This window comes from Campylobacter sp. CNRCH_2015_1657, assembly GCF_025772685.1.
GTDB classification, from domain to species: Bacteria; Campylobacterota; Campylobacteria; order Campylobacterales; family Campylobacteraceae; genus Campylobacter_D; species Campylobacter_D lari_D.
In genome coordinates this window covers 153,472-168,217 of record NZ_JAKMSO010000003.1, presented here as the reverse complement: position 1 = coordinate 168,217, position 14,746 = coordinate 153,472, and the positions used below count along the sequence as shown (strand labels likewise).

Annotated in this window: 14 protein-coding genes; 5 read left to right on the top strand and 9 right to left on the bottom strand. The window is 29.2% G+C overall.

All coding sequences use genetic code 11. From position 1 onward, the window contains the following. The 9 genes from L8X27_RS03765 to rpsU form a co-directional block, all read right to left on the bottom strand. Positions 1-404 (bottom strand): PepSY-like domain-containing protein (locus L8X27_RS03765; RefSeq protein WP_263671569.1); only part of this gene is annotated, 404 nt, incomplete at its 3' end. A 60-nt stretch (positions 405-464) separates the two neighbouring features. Beyond that, the gene (locus tag L8X27_RS03760) at positions 465-2,177 is read right to left on the bottom strand and encodes an ATP-binding protein (RefSeq protein ID WP_220566935.1); all 1,713 of its coding nucleotides are present in this window, start codon (positions 2,175-2,177) and stop codon (positions 465-467) included. A gap of 8 nt (positions 2,178-2,185) precedes the next feature. Beyond that, positions 2,186-2,665: a hypothetical protein gene (locus L8X27_RS03755; protein WP_133319058.1), complete on the bottom strand. Its 480-nt coding sequence runs from the start codon at positions 2,663-2,665 to the stop codon at positions 2,186-2,188. After that, the gene (locus L8X27_RS03750; protein WP_133319059.1) at positions 2,662-3,153 is read right to left on the bottom strand and encodes a YajQ family cyclic di-GMP-binding protein; all 492 of its coding nucleotides are present in this window, start codon (positions 3,151-3,153) and stop codon (positions 2,662-2,664) included. The genes L8X27_RS03755 and L8X27_RS03750 overlap by 4 nt, the downstream gene beginning before the upstream one ends. Beyond that, the gene (locus L8X27_RS03745) at positions 3,143-4,075 is read right to left on the bottom strand and encodes a D-2-hydroxyacid dehydrogenase (RefSeq protein ID WP_263659243.1); all 933 of its coding nucleotides are present in this window, start codon (positions 4,073-4,075) and stop codon (positions 3,143-3,145) included. Before L8X27_RS03745 ends, L8X27_RS03750 begins: the two co-directional genes overlap by 11 nt. A gap of 3 nt (positions 4,076-4,078) precedes the next feature. Beyond that, complete coding sequence (locus tag L8X27_RS03740; RefSeq protein WP_258107722.1) at positions 4,079-5,251, bottom strand: glutathionylspermidine synthase family protein; 1,173 nt, start codon at positions 5,249-5,251, stop codon at positions 4,079-4,081. Between the two features lie 11 nt (positions 5,252-5,262). Then, positions 5,263-5,883, bottom strand: a complete 621-nt coding sequence (locus L8X27_RS03735; RefSeq protein ID WP_133319062.1) for a UPF0323 family lipoprotein — start codon at positions 5,881-5,883, stop codon at positions 5,263-5,265. A 76-nt stretch (positions 5,884-5,959) separates the two neighbouring features. Continuing rightward, complete coding sequence (locus L8X27_RS03730) at positions 5,960-6,565, bottom strand: LysE family transporter (RefSeq protein ID WP_133319063.1); 606 nt, start codon at positions 6,563-6,565, stop codon at positions 5,960-5,962. Between the two features lie 42 nt (positions 6,566-6,607). After that, positions 6,608-6,820: a 30S ribosomal protein S21 gene (rpsU, locus tag L8X27_RS03725; protein WP_002780697.1), complete on the bottom strand. Its 213-nt coding sequence runs from the start codon at positions 6,818-6,820 to the stop codon at positions 6,608-6,610. Between the two features lie 185 nt (positions 6,821-7,005). On the opposite strand from rpsU, the gene ccoG reads away from it, so the two are divergent. From ccoG to L8X27_RS03700, 5 genes are all read left to right on the top strand, one after another. Then, positions 7,006-8,379: a cytochrome c oxidase accessory protein CcoG gene (ccoG, locus tag L8X27_RS03720; RefSeq protein WP_133319064.1), complete on the top strand. Its 1,374-nt coding sequence runs from the start codon at positions 7,006-7,008 to the stop codon at positions 8,377-8,379. Between the two features lies 1 nt (position 8,380). Next, a complete protein-coding gene (locus L8X27_RS03715; protein ID WP_133319065.1) occupies positions 8,381-9,004 on the top strand; it encodes a TetR/AcrR family transcriptional regulator in 624 nt (207 codons plus the stop codon). An 83-nt stretch (positions 9,005-9,087) separates the two neighbouring features. Then, on the top strand, positions 9,088-10,185 hold the full coding sequence (locus L8X27_RS03710; RefSeq protein ID WP_263671568.1) for an efflux RND transporter periplasmic adaptor subunit: 1,098 nt from the start codon (positions 9,088-9,090) through the stop codon (positions 10,183-10,185). Beyond that, on the top strand, positions 10,185-13,307 hold the full coding sequence (locus L8X27_RS03705) for an efflux RND transporter permease subunit (RefSeq protein ID WP_263671567.1): 3,123 nt from the start codon (positions 10,185-10,187) through the stop codon (positions 13,305-13,307). The genes L8X27_RS03710 and L8X27_RS03705 overlap by 1 nt, the downstream gene beginning before the upstream one ends. Next, positions 13,300-14,742 carry an efflux transporter outer membrane subunit gene (locus tag L8X27_RS03700; protein WP_263671566.1) on the top strand — a complete coding sequence of 481 codons (1,443 nt, stop codon included), beginning with the start codon at positions 13,300-13,302 and terminating at the stop codon, positions 14,740-14,742. Before L8X27_RS03705 ends, L8X27_RS03700 begins: the two co-directional genes overlap by 8 nt. The last annotated feature ends 4 nt before the right edge of the window (positions 14,743-14,746 follow it).

Sequence of the window (14,746 nt, the reverse complement as noted above, 5' to 3'; positions counted from 1 at the left end):
TGGCCTAAAATATTACCTTTAAAATCTGTATAAATTTCCATCATATTGTTTGTTCTAAATTTATAGCCATTTATTTTTTTATCTACTTCTACAATAGCTGCATTTGGTTGTACTGCTTGTACTTTTGCAATAATTTCTTTTGGGATAAATCCTGTTGGAATGCTTTTGTATTTACCATCAACTTCTTTCCAGTCTCCATTGATGATAAAGTCAATTTCAGTCCCATCGACTAAATTTACTTCATAAGAATCTACATCTTGTTTTACATAACCTACATTTACGTCTTTAAAATGAGTGTTTAAAAACTCTTGAGCTTTTTGAGGTAGAGCATTTGGACTTACAACCATATCTGCAAACATAGAACTTGCACAAACTAAACTAGCTAACATTAATTTTATTTTCATTTTTTCTCCTTTAAATAAAAGTAAAAAATGATATTAACTGCTTGTGAAATTTATGTGAATTTAATTTTTAAAACCAACTATTTTATTTTTATCAAATGAAGATTCTATTTCTTTTTCTATTGTATGTAAAAAATCACTCATTTTAAAAACACCGTCCTTAGAAATAGCTGCTTTCAAAGCTGTATTTTTAACTACCATAGCAATTTGAGCTCCACTTAGCTCATACAAAGCAAGATTTTTTAAATCAAAATTATCATCAAATTTAGCATTTTTAGGTAAAGCTTTTTGCCATATCATCAAGCGTTGTTCGTAATTTGGCTTTTTAAATTCTATTTTATATTCAAATCTTCTTGAAAAAGCCACATCTAAACTTTCTAAAAAATTGGTCGTAGCTATGATAACTCCGCTAAAACGCTCAATTTGTTCTAGAAAAATATTTTGCATTTGATTGTGCATTTTATCAGCACCGCCACTACTTTCTACTCTAGTACTTAAAAATTGATCAGCTTCATTTAAAAGCAAAATAGGACTTTGTTTGCTTGTTTGACAAAGCTCTTTATAAGTATCAAAAATTTTTCTTACATTTTGCTCACTCTCGCCCACATATTTGCTTAAAATTTTAGAACAATCAAAACTCAAAATAGATTTTTTCATAGCTTTTGCCATACTTAGCGCACTCATAGTCTTACCCGTGCCAGCAGGACCATAGAAAATTATCTTAGCTTCTATGTTTTTATTTGTTTTTATACCCCATTTATTTAATCTTTCTAAAACCTTTTTATCTTGTTGTTTTAATATACTTTCCAATAGATCTTTAGTGCTTTGGGGCATAATAACATCATCTATATTAATATTTGGCTCAATTAGCTCAAAAATATCTTGTTCTTTAACTAAATTTTGAAGTTTAATTTTTTTATTCTTCTTTGGTTCTTTAAAATTAATAATTCTTTGTAAAATATCATCACTTAAATAAAAAATCTTAGTTATATCACCCAAAGAATTAACAAATTCATCATATTCTAAAAGATTTGAACTAAGTAGCTTAGAATCTTCTTCTAGTAAGACTTTGTTTTCTTGTTTTTGAACATCATCTTCGCTAATTAAATGAAGTAAAAAATTAAAATCTCTACTATAAGAATTTTCAGTATTTAGCAAATACTCTTCTTTTAATAAACTAATAAATATCAAACATTCTTTATCGTTTAAAGCATACTCTTTAAAAATATCTGCCAAAACATTAGAAATTTTACTCTTTTTTAAACGCTCTTTAATATATGCTTCAAATATAGCTATATCTTTTTTAATATTCTTACTTTGAGAGCTTTTAGCAAAAAAACGCAATCTTTGATATAGCTCGATTTTAAAAAATTCATCTTTTAAATATGCAATATGATCTTCATAAATTTGATCTTGCATAAAATCTTGTATAGTTTTATTTTCTAAAATTTGTAAAAAAACCTCACTTAAACTTAACTCGCATTGTAACAAATTTAAAAATAAACTTGAGTTTTTACTCGATTTAAAATCAGAAAAAATTTGAATAATAAAACCTTTTTCTATAAGATTTTTAAGATCTTTTAAATGATCTAAATACTCATATTCATCATTTTTAAAAACTTCACTAAGAAGATTATAGGCATTAATACTTACATTTGCTTGTAAATAATTTTTACACAAATGCTTTAAAATTAAAATTTCATCTTCACTGCATTGTAAGTTTTTATAAATATTGCTTTTAAAAGTATCATTAAGAAAAAGTTTTAAATCTTTCATATTTTCCTTTATATTGATTTTATGCTAAATTTAATTTTAGATTTTTTGTCACTAAAACTCATATTTTTATCACAAACCTCATAAAAAATATCATAATTTTTGCTTATAATATTTTGAGTAAAACCACAAGAAGTGATTTGCTTATTTTTCCCATAAAAAATAGGTTTTTTGTAAATTAAATCTTGCAAAAAATCATCATAATATTCATTATTAAAAAATCTTTTATTAAAAAAAGTTTTTGCATAACATACACCATTAATGCAAATTTTATCCATGATTTTTAACTCAAGTAAAGCCTTAGAGGCACTATAAAGTTCTAAACTTGTAAAATTTTTTCCCTCATATAAAAAGCCATAATCAGCAAATCTAAATTGAGGCGTTTTTAAAACAATATAAGCACTTTGTGATTGTGTTTTACTTTTTAAAGCACAAGAGCTTAAAAAAACACACACAAAACACAAAAAAATTATTTGAAGTAACTTTATCATTTAAGGTTTTTAAAACTAAGATTAAGTTCTAAATTTAACTCTTTTACTATTTTCATCACGCTTTGTAAATCATCAATTTGCTTACCAACTACGCGAATTTCATTGCCTCTAATACTTGAAGTTACCTTTAGCTTACTATCTTTTATAGCTTTATTAATCTTCTTAGCACTATCAGCATCAATGGCATCATTAACTTTTAAATTCAATCTAAAATTTGCTCCACTCTCCCTGTTTAACTCTTTAATACCATTAGGGTTAATCCCTCTTTTGATAAGTTTTGAAATAACAATATCTTTTAGCACTTCAATTTTTGCTTCACTTGAACAAGTAAGCTTATAAATACTTTCTTTTTCATTTAGCTCTATTTCACTTTTAATGCCTTTTAAATCATATCTGCTATCAAGCTCTTTTTTAGCTTGCTCTAAAGCATTTTTTAGCTCTTGTTTGTCAATTTCCCCACTAATGTCAAAACTATGTTCATTTGCCATTTTCTATAAACTCCTTAAGATTATTAAATACGATTTGGACTAAATTTTGTATGGATTCTTCACTAGCCCATGCAACATGTGGAGTGATAATTAAATTTTCTTTATTTTTTATATTAAGCAAAGGATGATTTTCAACCATAGGTTCTACTTCAAGTACATCAAGCCCTACTCTAATATTTTTTTCATCCATAATTTGAGCTAAATCTACTTCATTAATAATCCCACCACGACCTACATTAATTAAAATGGCCTCATCTTTTAAAAGCATTAATTCTTTCTTGCTTAATAAATTTTTTGTTTTTTCATTTAAAGGTGCATGGATACTTATCACATCAGAAGTTTTTAAAAGCTCTTCAAGGCTTACTTTCTCATATGTATCATCATTATTAACCCCTGAGGTAGAATAATAACAAACATTTGCTCCAAATATTTGCGAAGCCTTAGCTACCTCTTTACCTATAACTCCAAGCCCTATAATACCATGTTTTTTTCCTGTTAGAGTATGTAAAGTTCTACTAAAATCAGTGAATATTGGGCTTTTTACCCAAAGCCCTTGTTTGGTCCATCCATCATAATATGGGATTTGATTTAAAAAAGCAAAAAGCAAAGCAAATGTATGACTTAAAACACTTTTGGTAGAATACCCAGCTGCATTTTTTACTATTATACCTTTAGAATTTGCATAAGCTACATCTATATTATTTACCCCTGTGCCAAGCTGCAAAATGAGCTTTAAATTGGTGTTATCTATAACTTCTTGATCAATGATGACTTTATTTATCATCACAACTTGTGCATCAGATATTCTTGAGATAACCTCATCTTTAGATGTAAGTTCATAACTTATAAATTCCCCAATACTTTCAAAAGCTGTTAAATCAGCTCCACCTAAAGTAGCAGCGTCTAAACATACTATTTTCATTTTTTATCCTTTAACAATGTGCCCTACAAATTTAGAATAATTATCAAGCACCAAACCACCTTTTCTAAAACCTAAACCACAACCCTCATAAGCAAAGAAAACTCCTGCTTGATAATAATCATTTTCATTTTGATTAAACTCAGCAAATTCTTGATACACAAAACGATTGTTTTGATAATCTCCACTTGTTTCAAAACTTATATCTCCATTAGCCTCTATAATAGAAACATTTGCTCCTTCTCTACCAAAAACAGGCTTTTTAACACATTTTTTACCCACTAAAGGTTCATCACTTGTTTCAAGCAATAAAGGATGATTTGGATAAAGCTCCCATAAAATTTTCATTATACCCTTGCTTTGAAAAAGTAAAGTATAAGCAGGATTTAAAATAATTGCTTTTTGATTTTGCATAATTTGAGTTAAGAGCATAGCAAGTTCACCCTCTTCTATAGCTATACTTTCCCAAGGAATGAGTTTGAAAAAATACTCAAAATTTACATCATTTTTAAAAATTCCTTCGGGTGAAAATTCTACCTCATCAATATAAGAAAATTCACTCTCAAAACCAGCTTCACTAGCAATGTGTGCTAAAAGTTTTGTTGTAATCATATCCTCATCACTACCTGCAATTGAAGAAAACAATATTTTCCAACCTTCATAATATTTTTCAAATTCACTTACATCTTCTTCTAAGGTTATAAGTCTCTTAAAATTATCTCTTAAAGCTTCATATATATTATTAAATTGCGAGCTTTCATCTAGGTTGTTTTGCTTTAAAATAGCCCATTGCAAAATAGCACTTTCAAATAAAGATGTTGGAGTATCAGCATTAAATTCTATTAGTTTTATAGGCTTACCATCAAGCCCACCTGCTAAGTCAAACCTACCATATAAATGCCAATGTACATCATTTTCCCAACTCATCTTAATCGCATCAACCAAATTAAAAGGAATTCCAAGCTCGTCAAAACGATCATTATCAATCACTTCTTGTGCAGCAGCTACAAACATATCATAAAGCTCATTAACTGCTTCATAGTATGCATTTGCTTCATCTTCCCTTACACAAACTAAATTAGAATCTAAATAATCACTTCCATCATTATCCGTATGCCATGAAAAACCTATTTGCTCTAAATAAGATTTTTCTAAAGGATTTACTTTTAAAAAATTCATTTTTTCACCTTTTAAGAGCCAAAAGAATTTGTAGAGCTTGAAGTAGCTTTAGAGCCACCACCAAAAAAGCCTGATTTTTTTGCATTTGATCCTGAAGTAGCACTTGTACTTGCTTTATTAAAGCTATTTACACTTCTTTGATAAGCACTTTGATTTGAAAATGCTCCTCTTTGTTGATTTGCAAAATTTTGATTGTTAAAAAGCTTTGAACCTATCCAACTTCCCAAAATAGCTCCAGCCGCACTCGCAAGCAATGTCTCGCCTAAAGAAAGCCCCCCGCTACTCATTTGAGCATTGTTTGGATTTGTTAAATTTGAAGTACCATTGTCTATTTTAGCAGCTTCTTCTTGGATTAATTTATCCATTTCTTCTTTGCTTAAAACCCTTTCAGTTCCATCAAGTTGTTTTAAGACTACCCTAGTTTCATCACTTGGAAATTGATCTTTGATTTTGTATTGATTTGGAGCGGTTTCTTCAATAATAACAAAGGCCCCTTGAGTATTTGCCGCTTGACTTAAAGCGTTATTGCTAGAATCATTTGTATTATTACTACATGCACTTAAAGCACCTGCACTAATTGCAGCAATACCACTTATCATACTAAGTTTGAGTATAGTTTTAATGTGTTTCATAATCTTTCCTATAAAAATTTATAAATTTAACTTAATAAGATTTTAACAAAAAAAGTATTAATAAAAATTAATTGTTTTAGTTTATCATAGTCATTAAATTACTACTTAAAATAAACACAGCAAAAACAAAAAATATAAAAGCACTTAGATAATCAATAAGTTTTAAATTCTTTTGATAAATTCTTACCATAAATGGTTTAGAAAATAATAAAGAAATCAAAGAAAAATAAATTATAGTTTCTAAAATCAAAACAAATATCAAGACTATCAACATCCATCGCATTTGTGTAAAATCAAAACTTGCAAAAACACTGGCGAAATAAAAAATTGCTTTAGGATTAGATAAATTTGTAATCATTCCACTTAAAAATGCAGATATATAAGTTTTTTGAACTTTAATTTTGTCATTTTTTGTATTCTTGTAAATCTTAAAAGATAAATACAAAAGATAAAATGCTCCAAAACTTGATAGTATAATTTGTAAAAATGGGAATTTATGAAAAACGACATTTAATCCGAGTATAGAAAGTATAATCCATATACTAACAGCTAAACTTACTCCCAAGCTTGCCTTTAAAGCACTTTTAACCCCTTCTCTTAATGCATATGAACTTACTAAGAAAAAATCAGGTCCTGGTAAAATAAGTCCGAAAAAATGAATAATTATAATCCAAAAAAACATAAATATTTTAACGAAGAAAGCCGATTTCTCGGCTTTTTGGTATTAGAGTCTTGACTCGTAGCGTCTAAGCATATAAAGTCTTTTAAGCATTTTTTTGCGTGCTGAAATTTTTTGTTTTTTGCGAATTTCAGTCATAGGCTCAAAAAATCTTCTAGCGCGAACTTCAGTAACAACTAGATTTCTATCTACTTGCTTTTTGAATTTTCTATACGCTTCATCAAAAGACTCATTAGGATGTACCTTGATTCCTGGCACGACCCTCACCACCTTTCTTTAAATAAATTTTAAAATAAAGATTATATCATAATTTTCTTGAAAAGAAAACTTATTTTTGTAATAATTATATAAATAAAAATTAAATATAAATTATTAATTAAGACAAAGTTTGATTTAATTTTTCTAATACTACAATATAAAGAAATATTTCTAAGGAAAATAAAATGAATGCTCACATCACAAACTATACTAAAAAAAGATATATAGCTTATATCATTTCTATGATCATTTTTATAGCACTACCTTTTATAAAAATAAATGGAAATCATTTCTTTTTATTAAGCTTTGATCATAAAAAACTTAATTTATTTTTTATCGCTTTTGATACTCAAGAGCTGTATTTAATGCCTTTTGTTATCATGGGTATGTTTTTAACTATACTTTTTGTTACTACTTTAGCAGGAAGAATTTGGTGTGCTTGGAGCTGTCCTCAAACTATTGCTAGAGTTATTTATAGAGATCTTTTACAAACAAAAATCTTTAAAATTCATAAAAGCACAGCAAATAAACAAAAGCAAGTCAGTGGATTTTTCGTCAAAAAAGCTTTAAGTATTGTGATTTTTTATCTTTTTTCATTGTTAATGATGAGTGCATTTTTATGGTATTTTGTACCACCTGAAGATTTTTTTACATACATTCAAAATCCTGCTGATCATTTATTGCTTTTAGGGATTTTATTTTGTGCTTCTTTGGCTTTTACTTTTGATATAGTATATTTGGGTGAAAAATTTTGTGTTTATGTATGTCCTTATGCAAGAATTCAATCTGTAATGTTTGATAATAACACCGTTCAAGTAATATATGATGATAAAAGAGGAGGTATGATTTATGATGGACATACCAAACTTTATCAAAAGCCACCACAAGGTGAATGTATAGGATGTGAAGCCTGTGTAAAAATTTGTCCTACACATATAGATATACGCCAAGGAATGCAACTTGAGTGTATTAATTGTCTTGAATGTGCCGATGCTTGTTCAAAAGTTCAAGCCAAATTTAATCGTCCTAGCTTAATTAATTGGACTAGTGCAAAAGCTATTGAAACAAGGGAAAAAGTAAAATATTTTAGATTTAGAACTATTGGATATTTAGTTGTTTTATGTGGTGTTTTTGTGGCTTTAGTTTTAATGGGAAGTAAAAAAGAAAATATGCTTTTAAATATCAACCGTTCTAGCGAGCTTTATCAAATCAGAAAAACCCATGATGGAGAATTAATTATTAGTAATGCTTATGTATTTTTATTTCAAAACACCGATAATAAAACTCATGAGTATTATTTTGATGTGAAATTACAAGGCATTGAAGATGGCTTAGAAATCATTAGACCTAAAAAATCTTTTAAACTAAAAGCTGGCGAAAAAGATAAACATATAGTTGTTTTAAAAGCTACTAAAAAACTAGCCGATAATGATAGAAAAGACACTGTAATACCATTAACCATCAAAGCCTATGCGCTTGATGATAAAAATATTGTCATATTACGCGAGAGTAATTTTGTATATCCTAAAAATTCTATCATAGAGCATAAAAAATACTAAAATGAAAAAAAGAATTTCTTCAAAATCTCAAGCAAGGCTTGAAAAAATCAAACAAATCGCCGCGGAGTCATTTTTAAAAAATGGCTACGAAGCAACTAATCTTAAAGATATTATCAAACAAGCTGGTGGATCTTTTTCTTGCGTATATGAGCATTTTAAAAGTAAAGAAGGTTTATTTGAAGCGGTTTTAAATGATTTTGCAGAAAATCATTTTTTAGCTATTTTAAAAAAAAATATGCGACTTTCACCTGATGCTAATTTAGAAGAATTCTTATATCAATTTGCAAAAGCTTATTTAGGGATTTTTAACGACACCAAAACTATAGCTATAGTAAGACTTTTGTATTCTGAAATTTATAATGAAAAATTTGATTTTGGAAAATGGTTTAAAGGAAGCAATAGAAAAGAAGTAGAATATGTTCTTCGAAAAAGATTTGAAGAAGAAAATGAAATTTTAGCTCAAAATGCTGAATTTTTAAGTTATACTTTTTGCGCTATGCTTAGAGGGACATTTTTTATACAAAGTACTTTTGAAAATAAAGTTTCAATGAATAAAAAAGAACAACAAAGCCATGCAAAAAAAATCGTAAAGCTTTTTACTCAAGGTCTTGTTAATTTTAATTAACTAAAGATTGATAAAATAGTATTTATTAATTTTGTAATATAAATTACTTTTTATTTAGCTAAATAAATAACTTAAGGAAACAAATGAAAACAAAACTTTTAACTCTAGCTTGTGCTTCTCTTATCTTTATAGCATGTTCAGATGATAAAAATGCACAAGTTAAACAACTCCCTCCTCAACCTGTTAGTATTATGACTATGCAAAGCGCTAATTTACCTTTAGAATTTACTTATCCTGCGAGATTAAGTACTGAATTAGATGTAGTAGTCAAACCTAAAGTAAGCGGTGAAATCAAAGCAAAATACTTCAAAAGTGGTCAAGCTGTAAAAAAAGGCGATAAGCTTTTTCTTATAGAACCTGACAAATACCAAGCAAGTGTAAATATGGCTTATGGAGAAGCTTTGGTAGCAAGAGCTAATTTTGATGATGCTGAAAAAAATTTTAAAAGAGATAGTATTTTAATAGAAAAAAATGCTATTTCACAAAAAGAATTTGATGCAAGTTTGGCTAAATTTAACTCTACAAAAGCTAATCTAGAAAGCGCTAGAGCAAAACTTGCTAATGCAAGATTAGACTTAAAATACACCATAGTAAGTGCTCCTTTTGATGGAATTTTAGGTGATGCGTTAATGGATGTGGGTGATTATGTAAATGCTTCGTCTACTGAACTTGTACGCATTACAAACATTAACCCAATTTTTGCAGATTTTTATATTTCTGATGTAGATAAAATCAATATGAATAAAAATATTCAAAGCGGCAATTGGAAATTAGAAAATATCCAAGCGCAAGCTAATGTTGGTGGAGAACTTTTCAATGGAAAATTATATTTCGTAGATAGCGTTATAGATACTCATAGTGGTGGAGTAAAAGCAAAAGCTATTTTTGATAACAACAATTCAAACTTAATGCCTGGCTCATTCGCAAATGTTCATGTTGGTGGTTTTGTTCAAAAAGATGGTTTTGAAATTCCTCAAGTTGCGCTTTTGCAAGATGATAGTGCTACTTATGTTTATACCCTTGTAGATGGAAAAGTAGTTAAAACTATTGTTAATGTTATTTATCAAACTTCTGATAAAGCAATTATTGATAAGGGCTTAAAAAATGGGGATAAAGTGATTTTAAATAACTTCAAAAAAATCCGTCCTGGTGCAAGTGTTAGCGTAATGGAGAATAAATAATGTTTTCTAAATTCTTTATAGAAAGACCTGTATTTGCTTCTGTTGTAGCTATTATCATTTCTTTAGCAGGTATTATAGGACTTTATTCTTTACCCGTGGAGCAATATCCTTCCTTAACTCCACCCGTTGTTAAGGTAAGTGCAACTTACTCAGGAGCTGATGCTCAAACGGTGGCTCAAACGGTGGCTATTCCTCTTGAAGATGCAATCAATGGGGTTGAAAATATGATTTATATGGATTCAACTTCAAGCTCTTCAGGAGATATGAGCTTAAGTGTATATTTTAATATAGGTACAGATCCTGACCAAGCAACAGTTGATGTTAATAATAGAATTTCAGCTGCTATGGCAAAACTACCCGAAGATGTTAAAAAAACTGGTGTTAGTGTAAGAAAAACCGGTTCAAGTATATTAGAAGTTGCTACTTTATATTCTCCTGATGGCTCTATGGATTCACTCGAAGTGTATAATTATGCTGCATTAAATATTTTAGATGATCTTGCTAGGGTTCCTGGTGTGGGTAATGCCGTAGCTATTGGTGCAAGAAATTATTCTATGAGAATTTGGCTTAATCCTGATTTATTAAACAAATATCAAGTTACTGCAACTGATGTTATTGCTGCAATTAGCGAGCAAAATGCTCAATATGCTACTGGTAAGATAGGTCAAGAACCTGTGGTGGAAAGATCTCCTTATGTGTATTCAGTAACTATGCAAGGAAGATTAAAAAATACTAAAGAATTTGAAGATATTATCATAAGAGCAAATAGTGATGGCTCTTTTTTAAGACTTAAAGATGTAGCCGAAGTTTCTTTAGGATCAAGAGAATATACTTTTAAAGGTAGATTAAACGGAAATGACGCTACTCCTATTTTGATTTTCTTACAAACCGGAGCAAATGCTGTAAATACAGCAGAATTAGTGCAGAAAAAATTTGAAGAACTTTCTAAAAATTTCCCTGAAGGATTAACTTATAAAGTGCCTTATGATACAACTATATTTATTAAAGCTTCCATTAAAGAAGTGGTAAAAACTTTCTTTGAAGCATTAATTTTAGTTGTAATTGTAATGTATTTGTTCTTAAAAAATTTCCGCTCAACTATTATACCAATGATTGCTGTTCCTGTTTCTATTTTGGGAACTTTTGCAGGATTATATGTCTTAGGTTTTAGTATCAATCTACTTACGCTTTTTGCCTTAGTATTGGCTATTGGTATTGTTGTTGATGATGCAATTATAGTAGTTGAAAATATCGATAGAATTATGCATGAAGATCCAAATATAAGCATAAAAGAAGCAGCTATTAAAGCTATGGATGAAGTTGCTGCACCTGTTGTTTCTATAGTTCTTGTACTTTGTGCGGTTTTCATACCCGTTTCATTTATATCAGGTTTTGTGGGAGAAATTCAAAAACAATTTGCCATAACCTTAGCAATATCTGTTACTATATCAGGCTTTGTAGCTTTAACACTAACTCCTTCTTTATGTGCAATTTTTTTAAGAAGAAATGAAGGTGAACCTTTTTATTTTGTGAAAAAATTTAATGATATTTTTGATTGGTCTACCGAAGTTTTTGGCGCTGGTGTGGCTTATATACTTAAAAGAACAGTGCGTTTTATGTTAATTTTTGCAATCTTTTTGGGTGGTTTATATGGACTTTTCAAACTTGTTCCAAATTCACTTGTTCCAAATGAAGATCAAGGAAACTTTTTAACTATTGTCAATCTACCCGCAGCATCTTCACTTAATAGAACTACTCAATCAATGGATGCTATGGCAGAAGAAATCCGCAAAAATGAGAATGTAACTAATGTGGTAGGACTTATAGGCTATGATCTTTTTACAGGTTCTTTAAAAGAAAATTCTGGTGCAATGTTTGTTAATTTGAAAAATTGGGATGATAGAGATATTAGTAGTTTTGATTTAGTTGGATCTTATAACAAACAATACTTCTTAAATCCAAATTTTCAAACTTTCTTTGTTAATCCACCACCAATCCAAGGTTTAAGCTTAACTGGTGGTTTTGAGATGTATGCACAAAATCGTAGCGGAAAAAGTTATGATCAAATTCAAGTTGATGTAAATAAATTAGTTGAAGCAGCAAACAAGCGTCCCGAACTTCACAATGTAAGAACAACGCTTGATACTAATTTTCCGCAATTAAAACTAGAAATTGATCGCGATAAAGTAAAACTTTATGGTTTAAATTTAGCTGATGTATTTAGCACTCTAAATGCCACCATAGGAACTTATTATGTAAATGATTTTTCTATGCTTGGAAAAAATTATCGTGTAAATATAAGCGCAATTGGAGATTTTAGAAATACTCAAAATGCTTTAAAAAACATCTTTGTTAGATCAAAAGATGGTTCTATGATAGCTCTAGATAGCATTTTAACATTACAAAGAAGTGTTGGTCCTGATGATGTAAAACGCTTTAATATGTTTCCATCGGCTTTAGTGCAAGGCGATCCTGCTCCTGGCTATACTTCAGGACAAGCCATTGATGCAATTGCACAAGTGGCAAAAGAAACTTTAGGAGAGGATTATTCTATTGCTTGGTCAGGTTCAGCTTATCAAGAAGTTACAAGTAGCGGTGCTGGACAAATAGCATTTATGCTAGGACTATTATTTGTATTTTTAATTCTAGCAGCACAATATGAAAGATGGCTCATGCCTTTAGCAGTAATTACGGCTGTGCCTTTTGCAGTATTTGGTTCTTTGCTTTTTGTATGGCTTAGAGGATTAGAAAATGATATATATTTTCAAACGGGACTTTTACTTTTAATAGGCCTTTCTGCTAAAAATGCCATTTTGATTGTTGAATTTGCTATGGAAGAGCATCTTAAAAAAGGAAAGAGTATTTTTGAAGCTTCTATTAGTGCAGCAAAATTGAGATTTAGACCTATTGTAATGACTTCATTGGCATTTATTTGTGGTATTTTACCGCTTTTCTTTGCATATGGAGCAGGAAGTGCAAGCCGCCATGCGATAGGTACAGGTATTATAGGTGGCATGATAGCAGCTTCTACTATAGCCATTTTCTTTGTACCTTTATTTTTCTATTTACTAGAAAGTTTTAATAAATGGCTTGATAAAAAAAGAGGTAAAATCAATGCGTAAGTTAATAATTTTTGCAAGTTGTTTTTTAATAACAGCTTGCAGTTTAAAACCAAATTTAGAAATTAAAGATGTAAATTACACTAAAAGCTTAGATCAAAACATCAGCATTAACAAACAATGGTGGAAAGCTTTTGATGATAATTATTTAAACACCTTAGTCGATCAAGCTTTAAAAAACAATAACGACTTGCAAATTGCATATATGAATTTACAAAAAGCTTATGAGGCTTTAGGTATAGCAAGAAGCGATCTGCTTCCTAAACTAGATGGAAGTGCTAGCGGAGCAAGAGCAAAAACTAGTATCAATGCTCCAAGCAACAAAAGTAATGAATTTGTCTATGGCAATGATTTTAATATGGGTTTAAATTTAAGTTATGAAGTAGATTTATGGGGTAAATACAAAGATACTTATAATGCTTCAAAAGCAAAATTACAAGCTAGTGAGTTTGACTATGAAAGTGCAAGATTAAGCTTAATCTCTAATGTAGTAAAAACTTATTTTAATCTAGCAAGCTTAAGTGAGCAAGTAAAAATTTTAGAAGAAACAACCCAAAGTTATCAAAAAACTTATGAGTTAAAATTAGAGCATTTTAAACTTGGAGTAATTAGTGAGTATGAGCTTAACAAATTTAAAGCTGAACTTGAAAATTCAAGAGTTTTACTCACAAATGCTAAAATTCAAAAAGAAGCTAATACCAAAGCTTTAAAAATCTTAACTTCAAATGATATTGATGATATACTTTATAATAGCATAGAGTATAAAAAAATAGGACAATACGAGCTTAGCATACCTGAAGGTATTGGTAGTGAAATTTTACTTCAAAGACCTGATATACAAGCTAGTTTAAAAATTTTAGAAGAAAAAAACTATCTTGTTGGAGTAGCTAGAACTGCATTTTTACCAAACCTTTCTTTAACAGGACTTTTGGGTTTTCAAAGTAATGATTTAGATCTTTTAGTTAAACATGGAAGCAATACTTGGAATGTAGCTGGAAATTTTGCAATGCCGATTTTTCATTGGGGTGAGATTATGAATAATGTTAATATCGCAAAACTTACCAAAGATGAAGCTTTTTTACAATATGAAAATACCTTAAAAACGGCCTTTGGGGAAATAAGACTTGCTTTATTTAACCGCCAAAGCTATTATGAAAATGAGCAAAATTATAAAAATTTATTTCTAGCTCAAAGTAAAATTTATGAAATTTCTACCTTAAGATATGAAAATGGCGTGATTAATTTAGCTGATTTTTTACAAGATCAAAGAAATTACCTAAATGCTAAACTTTCTTACACTAACTCATCTTACGAGCTTGCAAATTCCATTGTAGATGTTATGAAAGCCTTTGGTGGTGGATTTAACGCTAAAGAAGAATCAAAAGAAAATATCAAAACTATGGAAGAAAACTTAAAAGAAAACTTTTATAACAACTGAGCCT

What these genes read in the sequence shown, in the direction of transcription:
- L8X27_RS03745 (WP_263659243.1), bottom strand. Translation starts at nt 4,075, where the DNA reads ATGAAAATAGTATGTTTAGACGCTGCTACTTTAGGTGGAGCTGATTTA.
- L8X27_RS03760 (WP_220566935.1), bottom strand. Translation starts at nt 2,177, where the DNA reads ATGAAAGATTTAAAACTTTTTCTTAATGATACTTTTAAAAGCAATATT.
- L8X27_RS03755 (WP_133319058.1), bottom strand. Translation starts at nt 2,665, where the DNA reads ATGATAAAGTTACTTCAAATAATTTTTTTGTGTTTTGTGTGTGTTTTT.
- L8X27_RS03735 (WP_133319062.1), bottom strand. Translation starts at nt 5,883, where the DNA reads ATGAAACACATTAAAACTATACTCAAACTTAGTATGATAAGTGGTATT.
- L8X27_RS03700 (WP_263671566.1), top strand. Translation starts at nt 13,300, where the DNA reads ATGCGTAAGTTAATAATTTTTGCAAGTTGTTTTTTAATAACAGCTTGC.
- L8X27_RS03710 (WP_263671568.1), top strand. Translation starts at nt 9,088, where the DNA reads ATGAAAACAAAACTTTTAACTCTAGCTTGTGCTTCTCTTATCTTTATA.
- L8X27_RS03705 (WP_263671567.1), top strand. Translation starts at nt 10,185, where the DNA reads ATGTTTTCTAAATTCTTTATAGAAAGACCTGTATTTGCTTCTGTTGTA.
- L8X27_RS03750 (WP_133319059.1), bottom strand. Translation starts at nt 3,153, where the DNA reads ATGGCAAATGAACATAGTTTTGACATTAGTGGGGAAATTGACAAACAA.
- L8X27_RS03715 (WP_133319065.1), top strand. Translation starts at nt 8,381, where the DNA reads ATGAAAAAAAGAATTTCTTCAAAATCTCAAGCAAGGCTTGAAAAAATC.
- L8X27_RS03740 (WP_258107722.1), bottom strand. Translation starts at nt 5,251, where the DNA reads ATGAATTTTTTAAAAGTAAATCCTTTAGAAAAATCTTATTTAGAGCAA.
- L8X27_RS03730 (WP_133319063.1), bottom strand. Translation starts at nt 6,565, where the DNA reads ATGTTTTTTTGGATTATAATTATTCATTTTTTCGGACTTATTTTACCA.
- ccoG (WP_133319064.1), top strand. Translation starts at nt 7,006, where the DNA reads ATGAATGCTCACATCACAAACTATACTAAAAAAAGATATATAGCTTAT.